General features: G+C 71.3%; 20 protein-coding genes. 8 read left to right on the top strand and 12 right to left on the bottom strand.

Annotated elements, in window-relative coordinates; genetic code table 11:
- Positions 1–166: 166 nt before the first annotated feature.
- From ACIBM5_RS14800 to ACIBM5_RS14810, 3 genes are all read right to left on the bottom strand, one after another.
- A complete protein-coding gene (locus ACIBM5_RS14800; protein ID WP_396007205.1) occupies positions 167–2,617 on the bottom strand; it encodes a serine/threonine-protein kinase in 2,451 nt (816 codons plus the stop codon).
- 290 nt (positions 2,618–2,907) lie between these two features.
- Complete coding sequence (locus tag ACIBM5_RS14805; protein WP_391587037.1) at positions 2,908–4,065, bottom strand: acyl-CoA dehydrogenase family protein; 1,158 nt, start codon at positions 4,063–4,065, stop codon at positions 2,908–2,910.
- On the bottom strand, positions 4,065–5,084 hold the full coding sequence (locus tag ACIBM5_RS14810) for an acyl-CoA dehydrogenase family protein (RefSeq protein WP_396007206.1): 1,020 nt from the start codon (positions 5,082–5,084) through the stop codon (positions 4,065–4,067). Before ACIBM5_RS14810 ends, ACIBM5_RS14805 begins: the two co-directional genes overlap by 1 nt.
- 290 nt (positions 5,085–5,374) lie before the next feature.
- Here ACIBM5_RS14810 and ACIBM5_RS14815 point away from each other — a divergent pair, with 290 nt between their 5' ends.
- The 3 genes from ACIBM5_RS14815 (at position 5,375) to ACIBM5_RS14825 (ending at position 7,991) form a co-directional block, all read left to right on the top strand.
- Entirely contained in the window at positions 5,375–6,445 is a 1,071-nt protein-coding gene (locus ACIBM5_RS14815) for a hypothetical protein (protein ID WP_396007207.1), read from the top strand.
- A gap of 406 nt (positions 6,446–6,851) precedes the next feature.
- Positions 6,852–7,286 carry an ATP-binding protein gene (locus ACIBM5_RS14820; RefSeq protein WP_391587040.1) on the top strand — a complete coding sequence of 145 codons (435 nt, stop codon included), beginning with the start codon at positions 6,852–6,854 and terminating at the stop codon, positions 7,284–7,286.
- Positions 7,287–7,754: 468 nt separating this feature from the next.
- Complete coding sequence (locus tag ACIBM5_RS14825; protein ID WP_020554482.1) at positions 7,755–7,991, top strand: DUF397 domain-containing protein; 237 nt, start codon at positions 7,755–7,757, stop codon at positions 7,989–7,991.
- Positions 7,992–8,040: 49 nt separating this feature from the next.
- Here the strand turns inward: ACIBM5_RS14825 and ACIBM5_RS14830 are convergent, their stop codons facing one another.
- A complete protein-coding gene (locus tag ACIBM5_RS14830; protein ID WP_026219056.1) occupies positions 8,041–8,907 on the bottom strand; it encodes a helix-turn-helix transcriptional regulator in 867 nt (288 codons plus the stop codon).
- A gap of 489 nt (positions 8,908–9,396) precedes the next feature.
- On the opposite strand from ACIBM5_RS14830, the gene ACIBM5_RS14835 reads away from it, so the two are divergent.
- Both ACIBM5_RS14835 and ACIBM5_RS14840 read left to right on the top strand, forming a co-directional pair.
- On the top strand, positions 9,397–10,794 hold the full coding sequence (locus ACIBM5_RS14835) for an SWIM zinc finger family protein (RefSeq protein WP_396007208.1): 1,398 nt from the start codon (positions 9,397–9,399) through the stop codon (positions 10,792–10,794).
- Positions 10,791–13,595: a DUF6493 family protein gene (locus ACIBM5_RS14840; RefSeq protein WP_396007209.1), complete on the top strand. Its 2,805-nt coding sequence runs from the start codon at positions 10,791–10,793 to the stop codon at positions 13,593–13,595. Before ACIBM5_RS14835 ends, ACIBM5_RS14840 begins: the two co-directional genes overlap by 4 nt.
- Positions 13,596–13,696: 101 nt before the next feature.
- Here the strand turns inward: ACIBM5_RS14840 and ACIBM5_RS14845 are convergent, their stop codons facing one another.
- Both ACIBM5_RS14845 and ACIBM5_RS14850 read right to left on the bottom strand, forming a co-directional pair.
- Positions 13,697–14,368: an O-methyltransferase gene (locus ACIBM5_RS14845; RefSeq protein WP_396007210.1), complete on the bottom strand. Its 672-nt coding sequence runs from the start codon at positions 14,366–14,368 to the stop codon at positions 13,697–13,699.
- Positions 14,369–14,371: 3 nt separating this feature from the next.
- On the bottom strand, positions 14,372–15,253 hold the full coding sequence (locus tag ACIBM5_RS14850; RefSeq protein ID WP_396007211.1) for an arylamine N-acetyltransferase: 882 nt from the start codon (positions 15,251–15,253) through the stop codon (positions 14,372–14,374).
- 168 nt (positions 15,254–15,421) lie between these two features.
- Here ACIBM5_RS14850 and ACIBM5_RS14855 point away from each other — a divergent pair, with 168 nt between their 5' ends.
- Both ACIBM5_RS14855 and ACIBM5_RS14860 read left to right on the top strand, forming a co-directional pair.
- Positions 15,422–15,835, top strand: coding sequence for an ankyrin repeat domain-containing protein (locus tag ACIBM5_RS14855; RefSeq protein WP_396007212.1), 414 nt, complete (start codon positions 15,422–15,424; stop codon positions 15,833–15,835).
- Positions 15,836–15,912: 77 nt separating this feature from the next.
- On the top strand, positions 15,913–16,578 hold the full coding sequence (locus tag ACIBM5_RS14860) for a hypothetical protein (protein ID WP_391587046.1): 666 nt from the start codon (positions 15,913–15,915) through the stop codon (positions 16,576–16,578).
- Positions 16,579–16,582: 4 nt separating this feature from the next.
- On the opposite strand, the gene ACIBM5_RS14865 is transcribed toward ACIBM5_RS14860, so the two are convergent.
- The 3 genes from ACIBM5_RS14865 to ACIBM5_RS14875 form a co-directional block, all read right to left on the bottom strand.
- Complete coding sequence (locus ACIBM5_RS14865; RefSeq protein WP_396007213.1) at positions 16,583–17,950, bottom strand: M16 family metallopeptidase; 1,368 nt, start codon at positions 17,948–17,950, stop codon at positions 16,583–16,585.
- The gene (locus ACIBM5_RS14870) at positions 17,947–19,284 is read right to left on the bottom strand and encodes a M16 family metallopeptidase (protein ID WP_396007214.1); all 1,338 of its coding nucleotides are present in this window, start codon (positions 19,282–19,284) and stop codon (positions 17,947–17,949) included. The genes ACIBM5_RS14865 and ACIBM5_RS14870 overlap by 4 nt, the downstream gene beginning before the upstream one ends.
- Positions 19,285–19,466: 182 nt before the next feature.
- Entirely contained in the window at positions 19,467–19,895 is a 429-nt protein-coding gene (locus tag ACIBM5_RS14875) for an SRPBCC family protein (protein WP_391587049.1), read from the bottom strand.
- Between the two features lie 161 nt (positions 19,896–20,056).
- Between ACIBM5_RS14875 and ACIBM5_RS14880 the strand changes: the two genes are divergently transcribed.
- Entirely contained in the window at positions 20,057–22,312 is a 2,256-nt protein-coding gene (locus ACIBM5_RS14880) for an ATP-dependent RecD-like DNA helicase (RefSeq protein ID WP_396007215.1), read from the top strand.
- A gap of 156 nt (positions 22,313–22,468) precedes the next feature.
- Here the strand turns inward: ACIBM5_RS14880 and pssA are convergent, their stop codons facing one another.
- The 3 genes from pssA to ACIBM5_RS14895 all read right to left on the bottom strand — a co-directional run bounded on the left by pssA (position 22,469) and on the right by ACIBM5_RS14895 (position 26,062).
- Entirely contained in the window at positions 22,469–23,317 is an 849-nt protein-coding gene (gene pssA / locus ACIBM5_RS14885) for a CDP-diacylglycerol--serine O-phosphatidyltransferase (protein WP_396007216.1), read from the bottom strand.
- A complete protein-coding gene (locus tag ACIBM5_RS14890; RefSeq protein ID WP_391587052.1) occupies positions 23,304–23,969 on the bottom strand; it encodes a phosphatidylserine decarboxylase in 666 nt (221 codons plus the stop codon). Before ACIBM5_RS14890 ends, pssA begins: the two co-directional genes overlap by 14 nt.
- 395 nt (positions 23,970–24,364) lie before the next feature.
- A complete protein-coding gene (locus ACIBM5_RS14895; RefSeq protein WP_396007217.1) occupies positions 24,365–26,062 on the bottom strand; it encodes an amidohydrolase family protein in 1,698 nt (565 codons plus the stop codon).
- Positions 26,063–26,191 lie beyond the last annotated feature (129 nt).

Consider the following 26,191-nt stretch of genomic DNA (forward strand, 5'->3'; position numbering starts at 1 on the left):
GGCTTACGCTTGAGGATTTCTTGCGCCGTGTGGGTGACAAGGGGTGGGCGGTCACCCATCCGGGATCAGAGCCGGGCGTCCTTGTCGACGGCTCCGCCGATCGGCGGGATGTGGATCTTGCCCGAACCCTGGGACGCGTGCCGGTCCGCCTCGGTCGGGAGATCCGTCAAGCCGGCGACACGCCGAACTCGCGGGCCACGATCGTGTTCGCCGCGGCCGCCGCGGCCAGCGGGTCGGCGCCGGCCAAAGTCTGCTTGGAAAGCTCGGTCAGCGGGCGCTCGGACCAGCCGGGGGCGACCGGAAACGCCCGCCCGCCCACCGGCAGCGCGGCGATCGAGGCCGGGATCATCGGATTGTCCGGCGGCACCGCCCGGTCCAGGCCGGTGCGCACCGGGACCAGTCGGCCGTCGGTCGCGATCCGTGAGCGCCAGCGCTCGGTGGCGATCAGCGCGAGCAGGTCCATCGCGGCCTCCTTGAACAGGCTGCCGGCGGACACCGCGAGCACCGTGCCGCGCACCCCGACGGCGGCCGGTTTGCCGCCCGTCCGGCCCGGGATCGGGAACGCGCCCAGCACCGCGCGCAGCGCCGGATTGCTCGCCACCACCGCGTCGTACAGCGTCGAGTCGGCGATCGCGGACGCGACGTTGCCCTTGGCCACCCGGGTGACGATCGACGGGTCGTCGTTGGCCACGCCGATCGCGTCCGGCGCGTAGGACTGCAGGTGACGGAAGAACCTGGCGCCCTCGACCGAGCCGGGCAGATCGAGCGTGCCGCGCCACGCGTCGCCCTCCTGGACCGCGATCGTGCCGTCGTCCTCCCACACGCACGAGGCCAGGATCGGCCACGCGCCGCCGGGTACGTACAGCGCGCGGTAGTCGGGGTTGCTCGCGTTGGCCAGGCGCAACTTCTCCAGGTCCGCGACCCAGGTCACCCGGTCGGTGGGCACGCCCACCTGGGCGGCCTGGAAAAGCCCCCGGTCGTACAGCACCACCGGCACGTTGGCGGCCAGCGGCAGCGCCATGATCCGACCGGCGGAGGTGACCGAGGCGCGCACGGCGGGGAACCAGGTGTTGGTGTCGAAGCGGCTCTGATGCGGCGTCAGGTCCATGATCAGGTCGGCCGCCTTGAACCGGGCCACGGCCGACAGGTCCAACTCGAACACGTCCGGCCCGCGCCCCGCGCGCAACGCCTGTTCCAGGGCCTGGGTATAGCCGGCCCTGGACTGGAGCCGGCTGCCCAGCCGGATCCCGGCACCGCGCTTCCCGAACTCCAGGCCCAGATCGCCGAGCAGCGCGGTGGGCACCAGGTTCTCGGTGGTCCACACGGTCAGTTCCTGCACCGAGGAGGGCGTGCTCGGTCCGGCCGAGGCGACCGGGGTCGGCGGCGGCGCGGGCGGCTTCGGCGCGGCCTTGGGCGAGTCGCCGCCTCGGCTCAGCGCCCAGGCCGCCACCGCGCCGCCGAGCACCGCGGCGCCGGCCGCGATCGCCAGGAAGCCGCGGCGGGGCTTGGCCCGGGTGCCGGATCGGTGGGCGCGGGAGGGGGCGTCCGTCCGGGCGGACGGCGTGGCGGTCTCGGGTGCGGCCGGCGGCTCCGCCGGGGTCGCGGCCTCGGCCGGGACCGGCGCCGGAGTCGGTATCGGGGCGGGTTCGGCGTCGGCCGCGGTCGCGCTGCCGGGCGGCGGGGCCGGTACGGTGCCCGGCGCGTACGGCTCGCTGCCGGGCATCGGCTCGGGCGGCTCCCACGGGTTGGCCACCCGTTCGGCCACCCACGCGGCGCCGGCCGCGGGCAGCCAGGTCGGCCCGGGGGTGCCGGCCGCGACCCGCACCACCTCCTCCGGTGCGGGCCGCAGGGCGGGGTCCTTGACCAGGCATGCGGCGATCAGGGTGCGCAACGACGCGGGTACGTCGCCGAGTTCGGGATCACCCTCGGCGACCCTATCGGCGACCGAGCCGGCCGCGCCGCCCCGGTCGAACGGGCCCGCGCCGGTCGCGGCGAAGACGAGTACGGACCCGAGCGAGAACACGTCGCTCGGCGGACCCACCGTCAGATCCCGGACCTGCTCCGGCGAACGGAAACCGGGGGAGTCGAGCACGGTGCCGATCACCACGCCGTCGGCGGTCACCGACGAGCCGGCCGACCCGTGTGCGATCCCCAGCCCGGGCAACCACGGCCCGTCCGGGCCGAGCAGCACCGAACTCGGGTCCAGGCGGCCGTGGTGCAGCCCGAGGGCGTGCAACCGACCCAGGGCGGCGGCGAGTTCACCGGCGAGTACGCGCAGCGAGTGGCCGGGCAGCGGTCCGTGCCGGCGCACCGTCTCCGCCAGAGTCGGGCCCGGGACGTGCGTGGTGGCGTACCAGAGCTGGCGCCCGGTGGTGTCGGCGTCCAGGATCACCGCCGTGCCCAGGCCGGGCAACCGCCGGGCGGCGTCCACCTCTTCGCCGAAACGGGCCCGGAAGGCGGGATCACGCCCGAGGTCGGCCCGGATCACCCGCACGACGACGGGTGTGTCGTCGGGCGCGGCCCCCAGATAGGTCCGAGCCGTGGTCCCTTCGCCGAGCCGGCCCACCAGTCGGTAGGCACCAACGCTCGAAGGGTCCTCGTCGTGCAGCGGCCGCATGGCAGAAACTCCGTTTCGCTCACCGGTGTGAACGGTGCCGAAGTCTGCCATGAAGCGGCCCGCGATCCGGCCACCCGTTCGGCCGCCCGCCATCCGAGCCCGTCATATCGGTGGACGTCGGGCATCGCACCACCGGCGCGCGCCCCCGACCTTCGAGATCGGCCGGCCCCGGGCGTGTCCTCGATCCGCGCCGCGGTGCCCGGTGGGGGATCGAGGACACGCCCCGGTGCCGGGCACCGGGAACCGGTGAACGATTCCGGCCGCGCCCCCACCAGGATCCGGGTGCGGCTCTAGCGAGCCCGCGGCAGCCCCAATCGGTGCTCGGCGATGTTGTTGCGCTGGATCTCGCTGGTGCCGCCGTAGATCGTGGTCACCGGAGCGTCCCGGGCGGCATGGTCGACGAACCACGCGTCCCCGGGCTCGCCGAGCAGCCCTTCGGGCCCGGCCATGTCCAGGCACGCCTCGGCGGCGCGGTTGTACGCCTCGCTCGCGAACAACTTCGCGATCGAGCCCTCGGTCGTCGGCAACCCGCCCGCGCTCGCGATCAGCGCCGGGCGCAGGGCCAGCAGCCCGGTGATCTCGTTGTCGATCGCGATTCGGGCCAGCCGCTTGCGCACCGAGGTGTCGTCCATCGCCCCGGTCTCGGCCGCCCATCGGGTGAAGCGCCGCAGCAGCGACACACCCTGGTTCATGTTGCCGAACACGCCGCGCTCGTACGCCAGCGCCACCTTCATCACGCCCCACCCGCCGTCGATCTCGCCCAGCCGCCAGCGGTCGGGCACCCGGACGTCGGTGAAGTAGGTGATGTTGGTACGGTCTCCGCCCATCGTCTCGACCGGCTGGAAGGAGATGCCCGGCAGGTCCATCGGCACCAGGAACATGGTCAGTCCGCGATGCTTGGCCACGTCCGGGTCGGTGCGGGTCAACAGGATCACGTAACCGGCCTCGTGCACGAGCGTGGTGAACATCTTCTGCCCGTTCACCAGCCACACCGGCTCGTCCTCGGGATGGCCCAGGACGCGCTCCGCGCGGGTGGCCGCCGCGGCCACGTCCGAGCCCGATCCCGGCTCGCTGTAGCCGAGCGCCGCGATCGCCTCGCCGCGGTGGAACCGGGGCAACACCTCGGCCAGATGGAACGCGCTGCCGATCTGTTCGACGATGCCCGCCACCAACATCGTGTTGGCCAGCCCGAAGAACGGTGCGTCGGCCAGTCCGAGTTCGTCGAACAGGACGTACAACTCCAACGGATCGCGGCCGGTGCTGCGCCCGGGGCCGGCCATGCCCTCGGCGATCACCCCGGTCGCGGCGAGCGCGCGATGGAACTCCCAGTCGTGGAACGTGCCGGTGCGCCGGGCCCGCTCGACCATGTCCTCGGTCAGGTGCTCGGCGACGAACGCCCGGATCCAGCGCCGGAACTCCTCCACCGATTCCTTCGGTCGAAAGTCCATCAGATGCTCCCCACGGGTCCGAAGAGGTCGTCGGCCAACCGCTGGTACTCCTCGTCCGGGTCGCCCAGGACCAGCGGCCAACCCCGCGCACGGCGGAAGTAGAGCTGGATGTCGTATTCCAGGGTCACCCCGTATCCGCCGTGGAAGTGCACCGCGCGATACGTCGTGGTGCGGGCCACCTCGCTCGCGGCCAGGAACGCCATCACCGCGAGCCGGCCGGCCTCTGCGGGATCGCCCTCGTCGGCATACCACGCCGCCCGGGCGGCCAGCAGTCGGATCCCGTCCACCGGCCCGACCAGGTCGGCCAGCCCCTGCTGGATCGCCTGGAACGCGCCGATCGGCTTGCCGAACTGCTCGCGCTCCAGCGTGTACGCCACCGCCAGCTCCAACGCCCGCTCGGCCAGTCCGGCCAGTGTGGCCGCCGTATACAACTGCCACTCGCGGCGCAGGATCGCGAAACGCCGTGCCGCCTCGTCCCCGCGGGCCAGTACCACCCGACCGCCGCGGTCGTCGCGCACGTACCGGTCGGCGAGCGGCGCGCACGCGTGGTTGACCGGTGCGGTCGTCGGCGGTTCGCCGCGCACGGCGACCAGTTCGTCCTCGTCCAGGGCCACCACGACGTGCGCGACCGCGCCGCCGGGCACCAGGCGGGCCAGTCCGTCCACGGTCGGCCGCAGTGCGGGCGCCGCGATCAACGTGCCCTCGGCCGCCTCCGCGCCCCACGGTGTGTCGACCAGCAGCGGGGACGCGGCCAGGTGCCCGCTCAGCGGCACGGGCGCCAGGACCCGGCCCGCCTCGTGCATCAGCAGAATCAGATCCGAGCGGCCGGCTCCACCACCGCCGGCCCGTTCGGGCAGCGCCATGCCGGGCGCGCCCATCGCGGCCAGTCGCCGCCACAGGTCCGCCGCGAATCCGAGCGGCTCGGCCGCGCGGACCACGGAAATGGGGCATCGGTCCGCGAAGAACTCCGAAAAGGCGGCTCGTACCGCCTTTTGATCTTCCGTCGGTTCAAGATCCACCGGCGACCTCCGTTCACACCTCGCCGCTCGCAACGAGCCGGCCGGCGCAAACGTAGCCCCTGGCGGTGGCGTGATCCATGGCATGGCCCGCCCGGGCGGGCGATGTGCCGGAGATCTCGATCCCATGACATTACTTGCCAGTAGCTGACTGGCGGGTTGCTCTTTGCGAGGATCGGCTGCCCGAGTGACAAACAACGAGAACAGGTGCTTTCCGCCGTGCGGGTCCGAGGCGATCGAGCCGATCACCCATACGATCCGAGGAATAACGGAAAGCGAAGGGAGAACCCGCTGTGCGTGCATACCGCCACGTGGCGCTGGTGCTGATCGCCCTGCTGGGTGCGGCCCTGATCATCTTCCCGCTGGCCGCCGGCCTGCCGAAGAAGACGCAGGCTGTCGACGATCTGACCAACGACTTCCGCCCAGCCTTCACCCCGGCCGCGATCGCGCAGAGCCGGACCGATCTCATCACGATGAACGAGATGCTCGCGCAGCTCCAGGCGGAGACACTGCCGGGCCTGGCGAAGCAGGCCGGGATCGAGACGCCGGCGCTGATCAACCTGATGGGCGTGACCGCACCCGAGGTGGGCAAGGGGCTCAAGGAACTGCCCACGATCATGCCCCGGTTCAACAAGCTCGCGGGCACCATGGAGACGCAGGCCGGCAACTTCCGCCAGGCCGACGACATCCCGACGGCGGACGCACCCAACACCGCGGTCACCTATCTCTATCTGGTGCCGGGGATCGTGTTGCTCGTGGTCGGCGCGGGCGGCCTGCTGTTCTCCCTGATCGGCAACCGGGTCGTGCTGAGCACGGTGTGCCTGTCGCTGGCGGCGGTGGTCGGTCTGGGCATGGTGGTCGGCGTCTTCGCCACCGGGGTGATCGGCAAGACCAAGGCGTCCGAGAAGATGTTCACCGCGTTCCGGCCCACGTTCACCGACGCCGGATACCAGCAGGCGCACAACGACCTGGACACGCTGGGCAAGATGGCGGCCGGGATGAAGACCAAGTCGCTCCCGTCGATGGCCGCGCTGCTGCGCAAGCCCCTCCCGCAGTTCACCGCCGAACTGTCCACGCAGTACCCCAAGGTCGGCAAGGGCCTGGTCGAGACGGACCGCATCCTGGTCAAGTTCAACGCCCTGGTGGAGAACATCGGCGCGAACATCGACACCTTCAAGGACGCGGACAGCATTCCGGACGAGGACACCGAGGTCTCGGTCATGCCGTGGCTGCTGTTCGGTCCCGGTCTGGCGGTCTTCCTGCTCGCCGGCGCGGCCCTGGTGATCCAATTCACAGGTCGTCGGAACGACTCGCCCGACCCGGCTCGGGAGGCCCCCAGGGAGCCGTCGGGCGCCTCGGCCTGAGTGCTCGATCGGGCACGGTCGGGAGCCGGGCGACCACCGTGTGCGTAGCTTGTCCGGATTATTCCCGAGGTATGGCCAAAAGAAGGAAAAGCCCGGTTCCCTGATATGTCCGAGAACCGGGCGGAAAGCAACCCTTGGCCGATCGAAATGCACGTGCATCGGCGCGGTGCAGACGCAGAAATCGTCGATGCACGTGCATCCGGTCTTGCAGTTGGGGTCGGCATCCTCATAATGAAGTGTGTGCATGTGCACGCGCATGTGCATGGACGCTCTGTGAGGCGAGTCCTCTGGCGGCGTTCCCAACAGGCCGGGGACCAGTACCCGCTCGGAGGCACGGATGACCGTCGCGAGTCCCGCAGGGTTCCGGACGTCGACGTTTCAGTGGATGGAGCCTCTGGCCGGGGATATGGGCCCAACATCCGATATCGCGATACAAGCCCTCGCCGCCCGCCGCGAGTCGGTCAAGGCCGCTCGGGACTTCACCCAGTCGGTGCTCGCCGGTTGGGGTGCGGCGTGCCTGGAGGACGACCTCGCACTGGTCGTGTCCGAGCTGGTCACCAACGCGCTGTGTCACGGCCTCGGCGCCGGCCGCGACGATGCGGGCGATGTCGCGCACAACATCCAACTCGCGCTCCTGCGCAAGGGTGAGCGCGTGATGTGTGCGGTTCAGGATCCCGGCGAGAGCCTCCCGGAGACCCAGGCCGGCGGCGAGGACGAGGAATCCGGTCGAGGCCTGTATCTGGTCGGCTGCTTCAGCGACTCGTGGGGCTGGTTCCCGCTCGACGGGATGGGCCGACGCACCGGAAAGGTCGTCTGGGCGATGTTCGAGATACCGGCCTGACAAACACGTTCCGCAATGCATGGACCGCATGGCGTTGCGGTGTTCGCGTTGCAGCTTTGCGGAGAGTTCTAATTCACATTCGGTAGCGGCAACCGAATCCGGTGCCGACCGAATCCGGCGGTATCCGGTGCAGCGGTATTCCAGTTAGGGCCACGAAGCGTTTACCCGTCGATCCGTCGACGGGTTTTCTGCATTCTTACGCCCGTTTCGTCCCCCACCGCTTAAGCAGCTTTTACGCTTCCTTTGAAACCTTGAGGAATGCATGAGCCCTCCCGTGTGAGTGAAGTCGGGCTGCGCTATCATCACCGTTGTACGCTGCATATGCATGGTCAGATGCACGTGCATGCGTAAGTCGGACCGGTTCTGGAAGAAATTGCGACGGACCGGGACGAAGGAACGACACGTGCCGCAACCGGGGGGCGGGCGACCGCCGTCGGGTCGCTCGGCGAGAGGTCCAGGAGAAGCGTCATGCAGGCAACGCACAACGGGGTATCGGCGACCGCGCTCGACGGGGTCACCTGGCAGAAGAGTCGCCGTAGCAACTCGCAAGGCAATTGCGTCGAAATGGCGGCGTTGCCGGACGGCGACGTCGCGGTCCGCAATTCGCGCCACCCCGACGGGCCGGCGTTGATCTATACGCGCGCCGAGATCGAGGCGCTCATCCTCGGGGTCAAGGACGGGGACTTCGACAACCTGCTCGCGTGAAAGCCCGCCCGGGACGCTCCGCCCGGGTGGGTCCACACGTCGACCCGGGTCAGTTCTCCTTCAGGATCCGCTGAAGCAGATCCACACTCTTGTCCGGCGGCATGCCGTCCACGCTCAACCGGTCCATGACCTCGGTGTACGCGTCGACCTCGTCGCGCTTGTCCAGATAGAGCGCGCTCGTGAGCTGCTCCAGGTAGACCACGTCCGGCAGGTCGCTCTCCGGGAACCGCAACAGCAGGAACGGGCCGCCCTCGGCCGCGTGCGCACCGAATCGGAACGGCATGATCTGGATCGTGACGTTCGGCAGGGCGGCCATCTCGATCAGGTGCCGGACCTGATCGCGCATCACGTCCCGACCGCCGATCGGCCGCCGCAGCGCCGCCTCGTCCAGCACGACCCACAACCTGGGCGGCTTGTCGCGGTACAGGATCGACTGCCGCTGCATGCGCAGGCCCACCCGGCGGTCGACCTCGGCCGCCGACGCGGAGGGCTGACCGGCGATCACCACGGCCCGCGCGTACTCCGGCGTCTGGAGCAGGCCGGGCACGAACTGCACCTCGTAGGTGCGGATCACCGAGGCGGCCTCCTCCAGGCCCACGTAGACCTGGAACCAACTCGGCAGGATGTCGTTGTAGTTGTGCCACCAGCCCTGGGCGTTCGCCTCCGCCGCGAGGCCCAGGAGCGCCGCCCGCTCGGTCTCGTCGCCGACGCCGTACATCGTGAGGAGATCAGCCACGTCGCGCTCCTTGAAGCTGACGCGCCCCAGTTCCATTCGACTGATCTTCGATTCGGAGGCGCGGATCTCGTATCCGGCCTCCTCCCGCGAAATGCCCTTCGCTTCGCGCAGACGGCGAAGCTGGGAACCGAGGAGAATACGGCGAACCGTCGAGCCGCTCCCCGGCTGCGTTGCGGGCATCTGCTACCTCCGGCTGAATGGACCAGCGCATAGTATGCCGGCGCGTTGCCACGCGTCCTCGGATCATGGTTACAACAGCACTCTCTTGACGATGTGCCACCACCCACCCGAGTCGTCCACGTGCCGCAGTTTCGCCGCTCGTGTTCGGGCCCCGGGCCCCAGCCGCCCATGCTCGCACAGGTGATACCACCTAATCGATGCCGCGGCACGCCGAATCCCCCTCTACTATCGGGTAATCCGGATGTTTCCGACGAACGAACGAGCCGACGGGCACGCTACGCGCGCACCTCGTGACTCGTGTCGCATCCACCGCCGCGCGGGTGACCCGGGGAGCGCCGGAACCCGGACCGGCCGGACGGACGGACGCCCCGCGCCCCGGAGTCGGCGGCGCGGGCCCTCCGCACGCGTCCCGGTCCGGACGGGCGATCGGCCGAACAGGCGCGGTCCCGGGCCGACTCCGCTGTCGGACGGGGTGTCTACGTTTTCCGCATGTCCTCCCCGGTGCACTCCTTTACTTACCTGCGGTCGTCCACCCTGGCCGCCACCGACGGCGAACGCTCGCTCGGCCTGCAGACCTGCGGCGGCCTGAGTTCGCACGGCCTGAGCCCCTTCCCGCGCTTCTTCGACGGCTTCCTGACCGCCCCGGAGGCAGCCGCGGGCGGGCTGCTCGCGGTCGCCGACGTCGCGGCGGCCCGCTACCACCAGCCGATGCGGCCGGGCCTGCTCGACCCGGTGGTCACCGGCAACGGCGATCGCCTGCGCTTCGAGTCCTTCTCCGCCTGTTGCGGCGTGCATGCCCGGCTGGACGTCCTGCCCGCCGGCATCGACGGCGAGATGTTCGGCACCGGCACCACCAACGTGGACGTCAACGCGCCGCTGCGCGAGGCGCTGGCGAAGGTCGGCGGCGCCGATCCGCTGCACCTGGCGGTCGGGCCCGACGACGTCACCGTCACCACGTTCGACGGACCGGTCGTGGAGAAGAAGGTCCCGCTGCCCGAGCGCTGGTTGCGCGGATTCGCCGAAGTCCAGGTGATCTCGGCCGGGTTCGACCTGCGCGCCGAGCTTGCGGCGGGCGAGGCGGTGCGCTTCCTGCGCGCGCTGCCACGCGGCGCCAGGCAGCCGCTGTGGGCGGTCCCGGCCGGGCGCTCGCTGCGGTTGACCGCCCGCCCGCAGCCCGGCGCGGTGTGCCTGCCCGGGCCGGACCGGCTCCAGGCGCTGACCCGGCTGCTGCGCCACGCCCTCGCGCTGCGCGTGTACGGACCCGCCGTGCACGCGCGCGACACCGCGGTGTCCTCCGCGTGGGAGATCGAACTACCGGGCATGCGGCTGACCTTGACCCTCTCGCCGGACCCGGCGCGGGGCTTCTCCGGCGAGGGCGCGGTGCTCACCGGCCTGGCCGCCGACTCCGGCGCCGCGGACGCCGACCTGATCTCGGCTCTGCTGGCCTGGGAACCCCGGGTCGAGGTGGGCGAGTTGGCCGCCCGCTCCGGGCTCGCCGCCGACCGGGTGCGGGCCGCACTGGTCCGGCTGGGTACCGGGGGCCGAATCGGCTACGACGTCGCCGAGGCGGCCTACTACCACCGCGAGCTCCCCTATGACACCGGCAGCGTGGAGCGGATGAACCCGCGCCTGCGGGACGCCCACGCCCTGGTGGCCGCCGGCGCCGTGACACTGACCGGGACCGGCGAGACCGCGAGCGTGCGCAGCGGCGACCACACCTACGGCCTGCGACTGGCCGGGGCGGGCAGTTGCACGTGCCAGTGGTGGGCCGAGTACCGCGGCGGGCGCGGGCCCTGCAAGCATCTGCTCGCCACGCAGATCGTGCGCGGGCGGGCCGCCGACGACCCGACCGCGACGGCCCCCGCAGCGCAGGAGGCGAACCGATGACCGGGACCGAACCGATGACGACCGGGAGCGAAGCTCCCGCCGGAACCGAAACGCCGGCCCGGGCACCGCTCACCTGGGCACAGGTGCGAGTGGCACTGCTCGAACAGGACCGGGCGGGCGAGAACCCGGCGCCGATCGTCGCCCTGTTCGCCGGACGCACCGAGGCCGAACGCCGCAAGCTGCTGCCGGACTACAAGGAGGCGGTCCGCTCGTTCCGGGAGACCTCGCGCGGCATGCGCCCGCTGCGCTACGTCGGGGTGGCCTGCCTGGGCGGACCCGCCGGGATCGCCCAGTGGCTCTCCCGCGAGGACATGAGTTGGACCACCACCGACCGCGGTGCCGAACGGGCCGTGCACACGCTGCTCGCCGAACGCAACCCGGCCTGGATTCCGGACATCGTGCAGCGGCTCGCCGCGAAGATGCCCGTGGACACGTGGGGCAACCACTGGGACGTGGTGGACGCCCTGGTACGCGGCAGCGATCTGGCCACGCCGACCACGGCCGGCTTCGTGGTCCGCTGGGTGGCGAAGGCGGGGCAGGAGGGCAACGGCCGCACCCTCACCGAACGACTGCGCGAGGACCGCTACTTCACCGACCTGCTGCCCGCGCTGTTCGAGGTTCCCGGGGTCGGCGCACACCTGGAGAACCACGAGTCCTGGAGGCAGGCCGGGCAGCCCGGCTGGGGCGTCGCGCTGGCCGAACTCGCCGACGCGAAGGTGATCGAGCGGGACACCGTCCTGGACGGCTGTCTCTCCCGCCTGCTGCGCGGCGAACGCCCGAACGCGCTGCGTGCGTTCGTCCGCATGCACGATGCGATGGCGCCCACCGACGACGAACTCGCCGCCCGCGTGGACTCCTACCTGCGGCTGCTCCCGGACGCACCGTCACCGGTGGCCGGGACCGCCCAGGAGGTGCTGCGCCGGCTGGACGCCGCGGGCCGGCTGGACCCGGAACGCCTTGCCGAGGCGAGCCGGTCGGTGCTGTTCCGGAGCGAGAAGAAGCTGGTCCGCAGCCAACTCGTCTGGCTCGGCCAGGCGATCAAGCGCCACCCGGAGCACGCGGGCACCCTGCTCGCCTGTGCCTGCACCGCGTTCGGATCGGCCGCGGTCGACCTCCAGGAGCGCGCACTCACCCTGATCGCCAAGCAGGTCGGCAGATTGGCCCCGGACCAGGCCGCCCTCGTGTTCGACGAGGTGCGCGGACAACTGCCGCTACTGGGCGAGGCGTTGCGCCAAGAGGCGGCGGCCCTGCTCGGCGAGAGCGTGGCCGCCGAGCCGGATTCGGCGCCGCCGCTCGCGCCGCCGCCGGTGCGCGAGCTGCCGCCGCCGATCGACTCGCTCGACGAACTGGTCGAGGAACTCGCGGTGTTGTTCGCCGGCACCCCCAATCCGTGGGTGAGCACGCGCGGCCGGGCCACCGACCCGCTCGCGGTGGAGCGGATCGTCTCCGCGATGCTGCGTGAACACGCCCGCGACCGCGAGGCGTTGCACTCCGCGCTGCTGCCGCTCACCGAACGGCACGCGCACATCATCGAACAGCAGTGGTTCATCCATCAGGTGCAGGGCGCGGTCGGCGCGATGGTGGCCGCCGCCACCGGCTACGGCGGCTCCCGATCGGGCTGGTTCCGCAGCCTGTTCGGCAAGGGCACCGAGGTCTCCGATCACCAACTGATCCCCGGCGCCAAGGTCGACGTCGAGCGACTCGAACCCACCCAGCGCTTCCTGCTCGCCCGCCTGTACGAGGTGGGCACCCGGCTGCGTCTGCCGCGCAGCGGCCCGCACCTGGCCGAGATCGCCGACGCGACCGGTTTCGTGGACCCCCAGGCCCTCGTGGCGGGCCTGGAACAGTGGGAGGCCTCCGGACACACCCCCTGGCGTCGGGACGTCGACCAGGCGCTGCTGCGGCTGCCCGCCGACGTCGACCCCGCCGTGGTCGCCCGGGCCGGCCGGCTCACCTCGCCCGCCGGGCTGCGGGTGGCCGCGGTGCTGGCCGCCGGCGGGCCGCCGGCCGCGGTCGTCGGGCGGCGGCGTTTCGACCGGATCCACCGCGAGTTCTCCTACGGCGACCGGGGCTGGGTGTACTTCGACGGCCCCCTGGCCTCGGTCGCCCCCGGCGATCGTGAGCTGCTGCCCGAGAGCGCGCTGGTCCTGTACGACCTGGCCGACCCGGGGGCCGCCGCGCGCGGCGGCGGACGGTCCGAGAACACCGAGCCGGATCTGCACTGCTGGCCGCTGGTGTTGCCCCGGGACCGGGACGCGCTCGCCGCGCACGTGGCGATCCGTACCCAACACGGGATCGACGGGATCTGCCGAGGCGCGGAGATCCTGCCCGCGCTGGCCGAGGCGCACGGCCCGCTCGGACCGGGCATGTCGCTCGCGCTGGCCTACGCGCTCGGCGCGCGGACGGCCGAGGATCGCGCCGCCGCGGTGGACGCGGTGGTGACCCTGGCGGCGCGGGGCGACGCGTGGGACACCGCGGCGCTGGGCCGCGACATCGGCGAGGCGGTGCGTACCCGGGGCCTGAAGACCACCCGGGTCGTCACCTCGTTGCAGGAGGCGGCCCGGGCGGGTGCGGGGCGGGCGGTGTGGGGCGTGCTGAGCGGCTTCCTGCCCGATCTGCTCGCCGGTACGAAGCAGACCGGCCTCGCGGACGCCCTGGCGGTGGCCGCGGAGACCGCCGCGAGCGGCGGCGCGCGGGCCGGGTCGATCCCGGGGCTGGACGCGCTGGCCGACCGGAAGGGGAGTTCACGAGCAGTCGGCGAGGCGAAGCGGTTGCGCCGGATCCTGGTCGATCGCGGCTGAACGGGCGGCTTACGCACGGCACCCGCGCACCGGACGGGCCGCGAACGCCGGCCGGGTCGAAGAGACCGGACGGGCCGGCGACGGCCCGTCCGGCCCTCGGATCACAGCTCGTTCAGGTCCTTCACCCGGGCCAGGGTGATCCCGTCCGCGACCGGAAGCATCACCGGCTCGACCCTCGGGTCGGCCTTGACGTGTGCGTTGAACGCGGCCACCGCCTCCGGCGTCGGGTCGCCGCTCGGCTTGAGGACCAGGCCGCCGTAGAGCACGTTGTCGACGATCAGGAGTCCGTTCGGGCGCATCCGGGGAACCAGCGCCTCCCAGTAGGAGATGTAGCCGTCCTTGTTCGCGTCCAGGAACGCCAGGTCGATGTGCGGGTGCGAGGGCAGCGCGTCCAGCGTCTCCAGGGCCGGGGCGATGCGCAGATCGATCCGGTCCTCCACGCCCGCCTCGCGCCACGCCTCGCGGGCGATCGTGGTCCACTCCTCGGACACGTCGCAACACAGCAGCCGGCCGCCCTCGGCCAGGCCCTTGGCGATGCACAGCGCCGAGTAGCCGGTGAACGTGCCGACCTCGACCGCGACCTTCGGTCGGATCACGCCCGCCAGCAGGGTCAACAGCGCGCCCTGCTCGGCCGGTACCTGCAAGCCGGCGAACCGGCCCATCTCCCGGGTGCGTTCGATCACCCCGCGCTGGACCTCGTCCGGCGCGAGCGAGTGGTCCAGGATGTAGTCGTACAGCTCGGCGGTGACCTGCACCTGCTTGTCGAAGGACATGGCTCAGCTCTCCTCGGTTCGCGCGGCGGATTCGGGGTGTCGGGGCCCTTCTCGGCGCGCGGATGGCTCGGACGGCGCCGACGGCGCGGGGAAGGCGGTGTCCCAGGGCAGCAGCAACCCGAAGTCGCGGACCAGGAGCCGCAGCACCTCGTGATCGTTCGCCAACTCGCGTTCCTCCCGGGACCCGTCGCTGTGCACCACGGTCAGCCGCCGGTCGTCGATGTACGCACGCCGATGCAGACCGCTGCACTGGACTCGCAGCGTATTGCGGAACGGCGAGCTCGGGTGCGTCGCGATGTACCAGTTGGCCACCTCGAAGTCGACCAACTCCCGGCGCTCCAGGGTGAACGCGTACACGGTGAACCAGCCGTCCTCGCCGTACACGGTCTGCAGCAGCCACAGGTCCCGCTCGCGCACCAGCCGGTAGCGCCACGCCCCCTGCGGACTGGCCACGCCCGGCAGCAGCGGCAGCGGCTCCAACAGACCGCCGCTGCCGAAGCCGACATCCGCGATATAGGGGTGCGCCTCGCCGGGCACCTCGACCGAGAGCAGCATGTGGGTCATCGGGCGGATCTCGTCCGAGCCCATCCGCACCCGGGCGGCCAGCCGGGTGACGCCGAAGCCCAACTCCTCCAGCACGCGGGCGAAGAGCAGGTTGTGTTCGAAGCAGTAACCGCCCCGGCCCTGACGGACCAGCTTGTCCTCCAGGTCGGCCGGCTCCAGCGAGGGCACCCCGCCGAGGAGGACCTCGACATTCTCGAACGGGATGCCGACCACGTGCGCCAGGTGCAGCGAACGCAGTGTCGCCCAGGTGGGTGCCCGCTCGCCCGACCAGCCGGTGCGGGCGAAGTAGGCGTCGAGGTCGAGGTGGTGCGGATGGCGCACGAGCCGTCTCCTTGGGATCCGGGGCCACGATCGCACCGATTCTCACACGCGCGCCTCGGCCGGCGGCGCCGTTGCGGCGGCGCGCCACCCGATAGGTTCGGATCCGGTCGGGTCCGGTGTCGGCTCGACCGCCACAGCCGTACGTCGTCGTGTTCTCGGAGGTCGACCATGAGCGAGCAGCAGCCGGAACACCGGTCCGAACAGGACGAACAGGCGATCCAGGAGCTGGCCGGGCGGCTGTTCGAGGCCGCGCGCACCGGCGACGCCGAGACGCTCGGCCGCTACGTGGACGCGGGCCTGCCGGTGAACCTGGCCAACGACCGGGGCGACACCCTGCTGATGCTCGCCGCCTACCACGGACACGCCGACGCGGTCCGCGCGTTGCTCACCCGCGGCGCGGACCCGGACCGGGCGAACGACCGCGGGCAGACTCCGCTGGCGGGCGCCGTGTTCAAGAGCGAGGGCGAGGTCGTGGCGGCGCTCGTGGGCGCGGGCGCCGATCCCGACGCGGGCACGCCGAGCGCCCGCGAGGCGGCCCGGATGTTCGGCAAAGAGGACATGCTTTCCCCGACCGGTGGGTAACAAGGCTTTGACCCTCCGTCAGTGCCCGCCTGCGCCAGGGACAGCCAAGCGTGAGGGTCCCGGGGGAGGCGCAAACGATGTCCGACCAACCCGCGATACCGCGTCTGGACCTGGACGGGTTTCCCACCGGTGCGGGCCTGCTGCACCTGCGGTCGGATCTGCCCGAGGCGCTCGACGGCACCTTTTCCCCCTGGTGCGACCGGCACCACGACGACCTGTTGCGGATGCCCGGTTTCCGGCGGGCCCGCCGCTTCGTGCTGTGCGGGGCGTTCGGCAACGGTGAGGCCGAGGCCGGGCCGCCGGCGGCGCGCTACCTGACGGTGTACGACCTCAAGCACGTCGGGGTGCTCGCCGCCGCCGGCGAGCTGCACGACACCGCCGGCACGCGGCTGCCGCCCGAACTGATGGGCGCGGTCACCTCCTCGCGCCTGGACTGCCGGGAGATCCGCCGCTGGCCCAACGTGTCGGCGAGTCGGCTCTTCCCGGCGGGCGACAAGCTGCTGCACCTGACCGCGCACGGCTCGGGTGCGGCGATGGGACGCTGGCTGCACGAGGAGGCGGTCGCCGAACTGCTGCGCTCACCCGGGGCGGTGGGCCTGCGCTGGTTCGACGCGGGCGAGGGGCTGCACGTGGTCCTGTGCGAGGTGAGCGGCCCGATGTGGCCGCTCCCCCCGCATGTGCCACAGGACTTGGGACCGGCGGTGTGGAGCGGATACCGGCAGGTCTACGTGGCGGGCGAGTAAGGGGTCAGAGCTCGGACGGCACCACCTCGAAGCCCGCTGCGCGCAGGTCGGGCACGATGCGGGACGCGTCGCCCTCCACGATCACGGCGAGTTCGTCCGGGCGCAGGTGCGTGTGTGCGGCGTGGTCGACCGATTCCGGGTCGGTGGCCAGGATCTCCGCGTATTCGGCGGTGACGTGGTCGTCCGGCAGGCCGTGCACGATCGCCTCGACCAGTCGGCCGCCGATGCCGCCCGGGGTTTGCAGGTTGATCGGCATGCTGCCGAGCGAGTGGGCGCGTGTGGCGGCGAGTTCGTCCGGCGTGACGCCGTCGGCGTGCATCCGGCGGATCTCGCCGATCGTGTCCACGACCGCGGCGGCCGTCACCTCGGTGTGCACGGACGCGGAGACGGTGAACGAGCCGGAGCGGCGGCCGTGGCCGAAGCTCGCGTGTGCGCCGTAGGTGTAGCCCTTGACCTCGCGCAGCAGGTGGTTGAGCCGGGAGCCGAAGGCGCCGCCGAGCACGTCGGCGAACAGTTCGATGGGGATCAGGTCCGGGGTCGAGCGCGGCGGCGCGGTGTGGCCGATCCGCAGCACCGACTGCACGGCGCCGGGGCGGTCCACCACGATCGCGCGCCCGGTCGAGGGGGTGTCGGCGGTTCCGGTGAGCTCGGCCCGCGTCGCGGTGCCGGTCGCGCCCGCGAAGACGGTCCGGCCCAGCGCGGCGAGGTCGATCGTGTCCAGGTCGCCGACCACAGCCAGGGTGCCGGGCGCGGTCATCCGCGCCGCGTGGAAGCCGCGGATCGCGTCGGCGTCCAGGGCGACCGCCGTGTCGGGGGTGCCGCCGAGGAGTCCGCCGAGCCGACTGTCCGGGCCGAACAGGGCCCGCCGGAAGGCGAGTCCGGCGCGGGTGCCGGGCTGGGCCCAGGAGGTCTTCAGCGAGCGCACGTGGTCGGCGAGGAAGCGCTCGACGTCGACGTCGGCGAAGGCCGGCCGACGGACCGCCTCGGCGACCAGGTCCAGGCCCGCGCCGAGTCGATCGGCGGGCAGGTCGAGGCCGACCTCCTGGGTCTCCCACCCGCAGGCGAGCCGCCAGTTCGCGCCGAGCGCCTCGATGGCCAGGCCGAAGGCGTCCGCGTCGCGGTCCAGGCTGCCCTCGTCGAGCAGCGAGCAGGTGATCCGGGCCAGGCCGTCCAGGCCGACCGGCTCGTGCAGCGCGCCGCTTTCCATCACCAACTTGATCCAGGCCAGGCTGCGTCCGGGCACGTGTGCGCCGATCACCTCGCCGCCGTCCACCGTGACCCGGCGGACCTCGGGGAAGCGGTACGGGCGCGGCGCCGCGCCGGCGGGTCGCTCGGCGACCAGGGTGTGGCGGGTCGCGATGTGCTCGCTCATGCGGCGGCCTCCGGCTCGGTGGTCTCGATGTCGGCGCCGGCCTCGGCGGCTTGCGGGCGGAACTCCAGCACGATCCGGTTGTCCGGGTGCAGCAGGTCGCGGGCGACCCGGTGCACGTCCTCGGCGGTGACCGCGAGCAACTCGTCGAGGTGGCCGCGGATCGACTCCGCGTCGCCGAAGCGGGTGGTGAATCGGCCGATCGCGTCGGCCCGGCCGGCGGCGGTGGCCACCTCGCGCAGCCATTCGCCGGACAACACCGCCCGCACCCGGTCGAGTTCGGCCTCGGTCACCCCCTCGCGCGCGACCTCGTCGCAGACCCCGACGTAGGCGTCGAGCAGTTCCTCCGGTTCGACGCCCTCGCTGGGAGCGCACGAGCCCATCAGGACCGATTCGAAGTGCAGGTGGTTCCAGGCGGACAGGAACGCGCCGGAGGCCTGGGCCAGATTGCGTGCGGTGACCAACTCCCGGTACAGCCGGCTGCCCCGACCGCGGCCGACGGCGGTCGCCAACACGCTCGCGGCCGCCGCGTCCGGGGTGCCGAAGCGCGGCGCGCGGTGGCACAGGAACAGGCGCGGCGCGGGCACGTCCCGGTGCACCGTCACATGCCGGCCGGCCCCGAAGCGCGGCGGCAGCGGCGCGGGGGTGGGCTGCGGGAAGGAACCGCGCGGGGCGATGCCGCCGAAGTACTTCTCGGCCAGCGCCACCACCTGCTCGGGTCGCACGTCGCCGACCACCGTGAGCACCGCGTTGTCCGGCGCGTAGTAGGTCTCGTGGAACGCGGTGAAGTCGGCGAGTTCGGCGCCGTCCAGCTCGGCCATCGAGCCGATCGTGGAGGTGGCGTAGGGGTGGCCCTCGGGGTAGGCGAGGGCCATCATCTCCTCGCTCCAGGTCCCGTAGGGCACGTTGTCGTAGCGCTGCCGGCGCTCGTTCTTGACCACCTCGCGCTGGTTGTCCAGGGTCTCTTGGGTCAGCGCGAGCGAGCCCATCCGGTCGGCCTCCAGCCACAGCGCGAGGTCCAGCTGTCCCGAGGGCACCGTCTGGTAGTAGTTGGTGCGGTCCGGGCTGGTCGAGGCGTTGATGCCGTCGCCGCCGCACCCCTCGATCGCGGCGAAGTGGCCGCCCTTCTCCACGTGCGCGGAGCCCTCGAACATCAGGTGCTCGAAGAGGTGGGCGAAGCCGTGCTTGCCCTCGACCTCGTGCCGTGATCCCACGTCGTACCAGAGGTTGACCGCGGCGAGCGGCACCGTGGCGTCCGGGCAGACCACCACACGCAGACCGTTGTCGAGCCTGGTCCGGTGCAGGGCCCACGGGAAGTGGGCGGAAGTTGACGGCACGTCAGGTCCCTCCGAGGGGTCGCGGCGCTCGACGATGGATCGCCATTGTTCCAGGCGCGCGCGACGGGTGGGCGGACCCGGTACGCACGACGACCATCCGCCCGGGCGGATACACCGGGTGGATGGTCGTCGTGGGGGTGTCGCCGGGTGGGCGGCGACGGGTGTGCGGGTGACCGGGCGGGTTACTTGACGAGCGCGGCGAACTTGGCCAGCGACTCGATCAGCGCCTCCTGGGTGGCCTTGGTGACCTTGCCGGCCATCATCTGGACCGCGCCGCCCTTGACCTCGGACTCGATCCGCAGCACCGAACCGGCGCCCGCGGCCTCGACGATGAAGACCTCGGTCATGATGACGCCCATCGGACCCTTGCCGTCGAGGGCCAGCGACTTGCCCGCCTCGACGTCCTTGATCGTCCACTTGATGTCCGCCGGGAAGCCCATCAGCTTCATCTTCTCGTCGTAGGTCACGCCGGCCTCGAGCTTCTCCGGCGCGCCGCCCGGGAACTCGACGTGCGGGACCATCCACTCGCCGAAGACGCTGTAGTCGGTCAGCTTGGCCCACACGGCCTCGGGGGCGGCAGCGATCTCGACCTGCTCGTTGATGACGGGCATGCGTGTGTCCTCACGGTTTTTGAGCTGCGGTGAACCTGCGGCTCGGAGCATGGAGTCCCCGGAACGTACCGCCGATATGTGACACAGTCAATGGTGTCGACGAGCAGAAAGAGAACGTGTTCTAGTTCTGCTGTCACTGCGGTTGGCTAGTCTCGGGCGGCATGACAGGCACGCTGCCGGGGATGCCGCCCGGCGCCGAAACGGGGGGCGGGACAGGCGCCGTTCTCGAGGCCGTCCTGGAGCGCATCACCTACCAGAACGACGAGAACGGCTGGACCGTCGCCCGCGTGGACACCGGCCGGCACGGCACCGAACTGCTCACCGTGGTCGGCGCGCTGCTGGGCGCCCAACCCGGCGAGTCGATCCGGATGCGCGGTCGCTGGGGCAGCCACCCGCAGTTCGGCAAACAGTTCCAGGTCGAGTCGTTCAGCACCGTGCTGCCGGCCACCGTGCAGGGCATCCGGCGCTACCTCGGCTCGGGACTGATCAAGGGCATCGGCCCCAAGACCGCCGACCGGATCGTCGAGCACTTCGGGGTGCGCTCGCTGGACGTGATCGACGAGGACGCCACTCAGCTCATCCAGGTCCCGGGGCTGGGCCCCAAGCGCACCAAGCTGATCGCCGCCGCGTGGGAGGAACAGAAGGCGATCAAGGAGGTGATGGTCTTCCTCCAGGGCATCGGCATCTCCACGTCGCCCGCGGTGCGCATCTTCAAGGAGTACGGCGACGCGTCGATCACCGTGGTGCGCACCGAGCCGTACCGGCTGGCCGCCGACGTGTGGGGGATCGGCTTCAAGACCGCCGACGCGATCGCCAAGGCCGTGGGGATACCGCACGACGCGCCGCAGCGGATCAAGGCGGGCCTGCAGTACACGCTGTCCGAGGGCACCGACAGCGGCCACTGCTACCTGCCCGCGGACGTCCTGGTCGCCGAGGCGGTCAAGATCCTGGACGTGCCCTCCGTGCAGGTGGTGCGCTGCCTCAACGAGTTGGTCGGCGAGGAGGGGGTGGTGTGTGAGGAACTGCCCGGCCCGGTCACCGTATCCGGCACCCAGGGCGATCCCGTCCAGGCCGTCTACCTGGTGCCCTTCCATCGCGCCGAACTCTCCCTCGCCGGCCGGGTGCGCACCCTGCTGGGCGCCCGGGAGGACCGACTGGCCGCGTTCGCCGAACTGGACTGGGCCCGGGCCCTGGACTGGCTGCGCGCCCGCACCGGCACCGCGCTGGCCCCCGAACAGGAACAGGCCGTACGACTGGCGCTGACCGCCAAGGTCGCCGTGCTCACCGGCGGCCCCGGCTGCGGCAAGAGCTTCACCGTGCGCTCCGTGGTGGAACTCGCCCGCGCCCGCGAGGCCAAGGTGATCCTGGCCGCGCCCACCGGCCGGGCGGCCAAGCGGCTGGCCGAGCTGACCGGGTGCGAGGCGGCCACCGTGCACCGGCTGCTCCAGCTCCAGCCCGGCGGCAACGCGGCCTACGACCAGGACCGGCCGCTGGACGCGGACCTGGTCGTCGTCGACGAGGCATCGATGCTCGACCTGCTGCTGGCCAACAAGCTGATCAAGGCGATACCCGCCGGCGCACACGTGCTGTTCGTCGGCGACGTGGACCAGTTGCCCAGCGTGGGCGCCGGCGAGGTGCTGCGCGACCTGCTCGCGGCCGAGCGGGTGCCCCGGGTACGGCTGACGCAGATCTTCCGTCAGGCGCAGCAGTCCGGAGTGGTCACCAACGCACACCGGATCAACGCGGGCCGTCCGCCGATCACCGACGGCCTGGCCGACTTCTTCCTCTTCCCCGCCGAGGAGACCGAGGACGCGGCCACGCTCACCGTCGACGTGGTCGCCCGCCGCATCCCGCGCAAGTTCGGCCTGGACCCGCGCCGCGACATCCAGGTGCTGGCCCCGATGCACCGCGGCCCGGCCGGCGCCGGCGCGCTCAACCTGCTGCTCCAGCAGGCGCTCACGCCCGGCCGCGAGGGCCTGCCGGAGAAGCGCTTCGGCGGGCGCACCTTCCGGGTCGGCGACAAGGTCACCCAGATCCGCAACAACTACGACAAGGGCGCGAACGGCGTCTTCAACGGCACCGGCGGTGTGGTGGTCGCGCTGTCTCCCGAGGACCAGAAGCTGGTCGTGCGCACCGAGGAGGACGAGGAGGTCGACTACGACTTCGCCGAACTCGACGAGCTCTCGCATGCGTACGCGGTCACCATCCACCGCTCGCAGGGCAGCGAGTATCCGGCGGTGGTGGTCCCGGTCACCATGGGTGCCTGGATGATGCTCCAGCGCAATCTGCTCTACACGGCGATCACGCGCGCGAAGCGCCTGGTGGTGCTGGTCGGCTCGCGGCGCGCGTTGGGCCAGGCGGTGCGCACCGCCTCGACGGGCAAGCGGTTCACCGGGCTGGCGCACCGGATGCGGTAGGGCGCCCCCGGGGCCGCTGGGGCCCCGGGAGGGCTGCTCGGGGCCCGCTGCGCCCGGGGGGAGGGCATGCTCGGCGCCCGCCCGCCTCGCGCGAACGACGCGAAACGCCGCCACCCGGTGGGTGACGGCGTTTCGGTGACGCGGGGTGTGCCTCGGCTAGCGGATCATCCGCAGGCCGATGCGCTCGACGCCCTTGCGGGCCATCGCCATCGCGGGCACGAGCAGCGCCAGGGTGACCTGGGTCGTGGCGCCCATGTTGAGCATCCACTCGCTGCCCGGTGCGTCGGCGGCCCAGGCGATCAGGCAGCTCATGCTCAGGGCGATCCCGGCCATCACCAAAATCGCCATGTTGCCCTGCGGCTTCGGGTATTCGATCCGGCTCACCATCAGTCCGGACACGGCCACGATCAGCACCGCCGCGGGCGTGAACGGCAGGTCGAGCAGCACGATCGAGACGACCGTCATCGCGGCCATCGGGATCGGCATGCCCTGGAACACCCCCGGGCGTCCCGGGGTGGTCGCGAATCTGGCCAGCCGCAACACGCCGCCGATCAGCACCGACAGCGCCACCAGGACGGCGGCGGGCGCCTGCCCGGTGTTCATCGGTACCGCCGCCCAGGTGACCACGAAGAACGCCGGTGCGACGCCGAAGGTGATCACGTCCGCGAGGTTGTCCAGCTGCGCGCCCAGCGAGGACATCCGCAGCTTGCGCGCCACCATGCCGTCACACAGGTCGCACAGCGCGCCGACCAGCATCAGCACCACGGCCGCGGCCAGGCTGCGCTCGGCCGAGACGCCCACGTCGCCACCGCGCGAGGCCATGACCGAACAGGCGAGGAAGTAGATCGCCATGAAGCCACTCGCCGCGTTGCCCAGCGTGAGCACGTCCGCGACCGAGATCCGCGCGGACAGGCACGCCTGCGGATCGTCCTCGACCGGGGTGCCCAGAATGTTCAGTTCGGAGGCGTCCAGGTCGGTCGTATCGTCGTAATCAGTCCCGGTCAAGACGTGTCTCTCCCGCCGTTGTCCGTTGTCCCACGGTCACCGCGGGCTCGATGCCCGGCGGCAGGTACACGTCCACGCGTGAACCGAACCGGATCAGCCCGATCCGGTCGCCACAGGCGACCTCGGTACCCGGCTCCAGATACGGCACGATGCGCCGCGCCACGGTGCCGGCGATCTGCACGAGTTCCACATCGCCGATCGCGGTGTCGAAGATCCACACAACGCGTTCGTTGTGCTCGCTTTCCTTGTTGAATGCCGGGACGAATCCGCCGGCCTTGTGCTCCACGGACTTCACGACGCCGTCGAGCGGCGCACGGTTCACGTGCACGTTCAACGGGCTCATGAAGGTCGCGATCCTGGTGCGGCCGTCGGGCCAGGCGTCGATGCTCTGGACCACGCCATCGGCCGAGGCGATCACGCCGTCGGCGGGGATGGTGCGCTCCGGGTCACGGAAGAACCACAACATGCCACCGGTCAGCGCCAGCGTCGGCACGGCCGCGAAGGCCCAGCGCCGGTTGCGCAGTGCGGCCAAGCCGGTCAACGCGCCGGTCACAGCCGTCGGCACGAGCCAGGGAGAAGCTCCCTTGGCCAGGCGCGGCTGTTGCCTCGGCGCGAACCCCGCCGAAGCCGGCGAGGGGGAATCGTCACTCATCGAGAACCTTTGTCGGGGGGCGTGCCCGTCGGTAACGGGCGGCACTCGGCGGATGCTACCTAGACGGAGGGCCATCGCGCTTCCGGCGGTGATCGCTCACGGCGAACCGGTCCTGCTCGAACCCGCGTAATTCGGACGCTGTTCGAGTCTATTTCGGCCGTGGACCCGGTTGCCCGTATCCACAAGGTTGCCCTCCGCGCATGCCTGCTGTGAAGAGGCCGCAGGTCCCGCTCCCCGTACGCGGTCCGTGGCATCGATCACGTTGGCCGTAGCGTCCCTTCGACTCGCGTCCCTTGACGGTGCCTATGGTGGATCGTCACAAAAATGTGACACGGCGGTAGGTCGGTCGACCCACCGCCGTACCCCAAGGGTAAACGCGCTTATGTGACGTTCCGTCAGTTCTGCAACGAAACAAGCCCCACCATCGTGCCCGGCCGCTCCCCGGTGGGCTCGGTGTCCAACACCGTGGGCACGCCGCGCACGATGGTGGCCCGGACGCCGGCCGGGCCGCGGGTGAAGCGCCACGAGCCGTCGGGGTTGTCGTACCGCTTCTCCTCGGGTCGCACCTCGATCTCGTCGAGCGCGAACACCACCAGGTCGCCCGCCCGGCCCGGGGCGATCACCCCCCGGTCGTTCAGGCCGAAGAAGCCGGCGAGCTTGCCGGTCAGGTTGTGCACGGCCTCCTCGACCGTCATCAGGCCGGTGTCGCGCACGTAGCGGGTGAGCAGGTAGACGTTCTCGCCCGAGCCGCAGAACAGCTGCAGGTGCGCGCCGGAGTCGTTGATGTTGGTCAGCGTGTGCGGCTCGTTGAACAGGCCGGCCACGACCGGCTCGTCGAACTCGTCCGGGATGCCGCGCAGGCAGGACAGGATGCCGTTGTTGCCGATCCAGGTGGCCAGTGCGTCGGAGATGTGCAGTCCCTTCCGGTCCGCGTACTCCTTGAGCGAGATGTCCAGTGGGCCGTGGCCGGTCTCGGAGATCGCGAGGATCAGCGACTCGGGGCGATCCAGTCGAGATGTCGACGACGAGACCCGGTTGTCCCAGTCCTCGCGGGCCTGCTCCCGCCACTGCGGATCGGCGAGGGTGGCGAGCTTGGTCTCGGCCGGACCGTTGATCCAGTGGTTCCAGGCGGCCACCCGCTGGAAGGTGAGCGCGCGCTCGAAGTTGAAGAACGGCTCCAGCGGCTTATGCGGGACATTGGGCCAGAAGTCCACGCCGTCGGCACGCAGCCGTCGATGCAGCGCGATCGTCTGTTCGCGCAGGTAGTCCTCCCGCACGGTGGACGGGATCGCGGTCCACTGGGCGCGGATCCCGCGCGGCTTGCAGATTCGGGCGAATCGCTCCACATCGGCGTCGATGCTCTCCGGCTCGTTGAACCTGGTGATCATCTGGAGCGTCGCGCCGGGATGCCGGGCGAGCACGTCGGCGAGCGCCTCGAACTCGGCGTCCTCGGCCAGTCGGGTCGGTACCGGCTTGAGGTAGCGATCCTTGTCGAACACATTGGTCGACAAACCGATTGCTCCATGAGTCAACGATTCGTCGAGCAGTGCGGCCATCTCCGCGATCTCCTCGGGCGTCGCCGCGCGGGACCAGGACGCCTCTGCGCCCATCACCGTGGTGCGCAGGGTCAGGTGCCCGACGAAGCCGGCCACGTTGACCGAGACGGCCTGACCCTTGACCGCGCTGCTGTACTCGGGCCAGCGCTCCCACGTCCACGGCACCTTGTCCTGGAAGGCGGACAGCGGGAGGTCCTCCAGGAAGCAGAAGAGGTCGAGCACGGGTCCGCGCGCGCTCTCCTGAAGCGGTGCCACCGACATGCCGCAGTTGCCGAAGACGACCGTGGTGGTGCCGTAGGCGGGCAGCGGGTCCAGGTCCGGGTTCCACCACATGGCACCGTCGACGTGGGTGTGCGCCTCGATGAAGCCGGGTGCGACGTAGGCGCCGGCGGCCTCGACGACCCGCTCGCCGCCGCTGGGGGCCAGGTCGGGCCCGACCTCGACGATCACGCCGTCCTTGACGCGCACGTCGGCTCGGAACGGGGCCGCCCCCGTTCCGTCCACGACGGTTCCTCCGCGTACCAGCAGATCGGCCATGGGCTGTTCTCCCTATTACTTGTGCCGGATCACGGGTGCCGACGTGGGCGGGTCCGATCCGACGGCGAGTCTCGGGGCCGGGTGCGCTCCTCGGGATTTACGTTACGTGTTGTAACTTAACCTGGTGAA

The organism is Embleya sp. NPDC050493 (assembly GCF_044458105.1).
Taxonomy (GTDB): domain Bacteria; phylum Actinomycetota; class Actinomycetes; order Streptomycetales; family Streptomycetaceae; genus Embleya.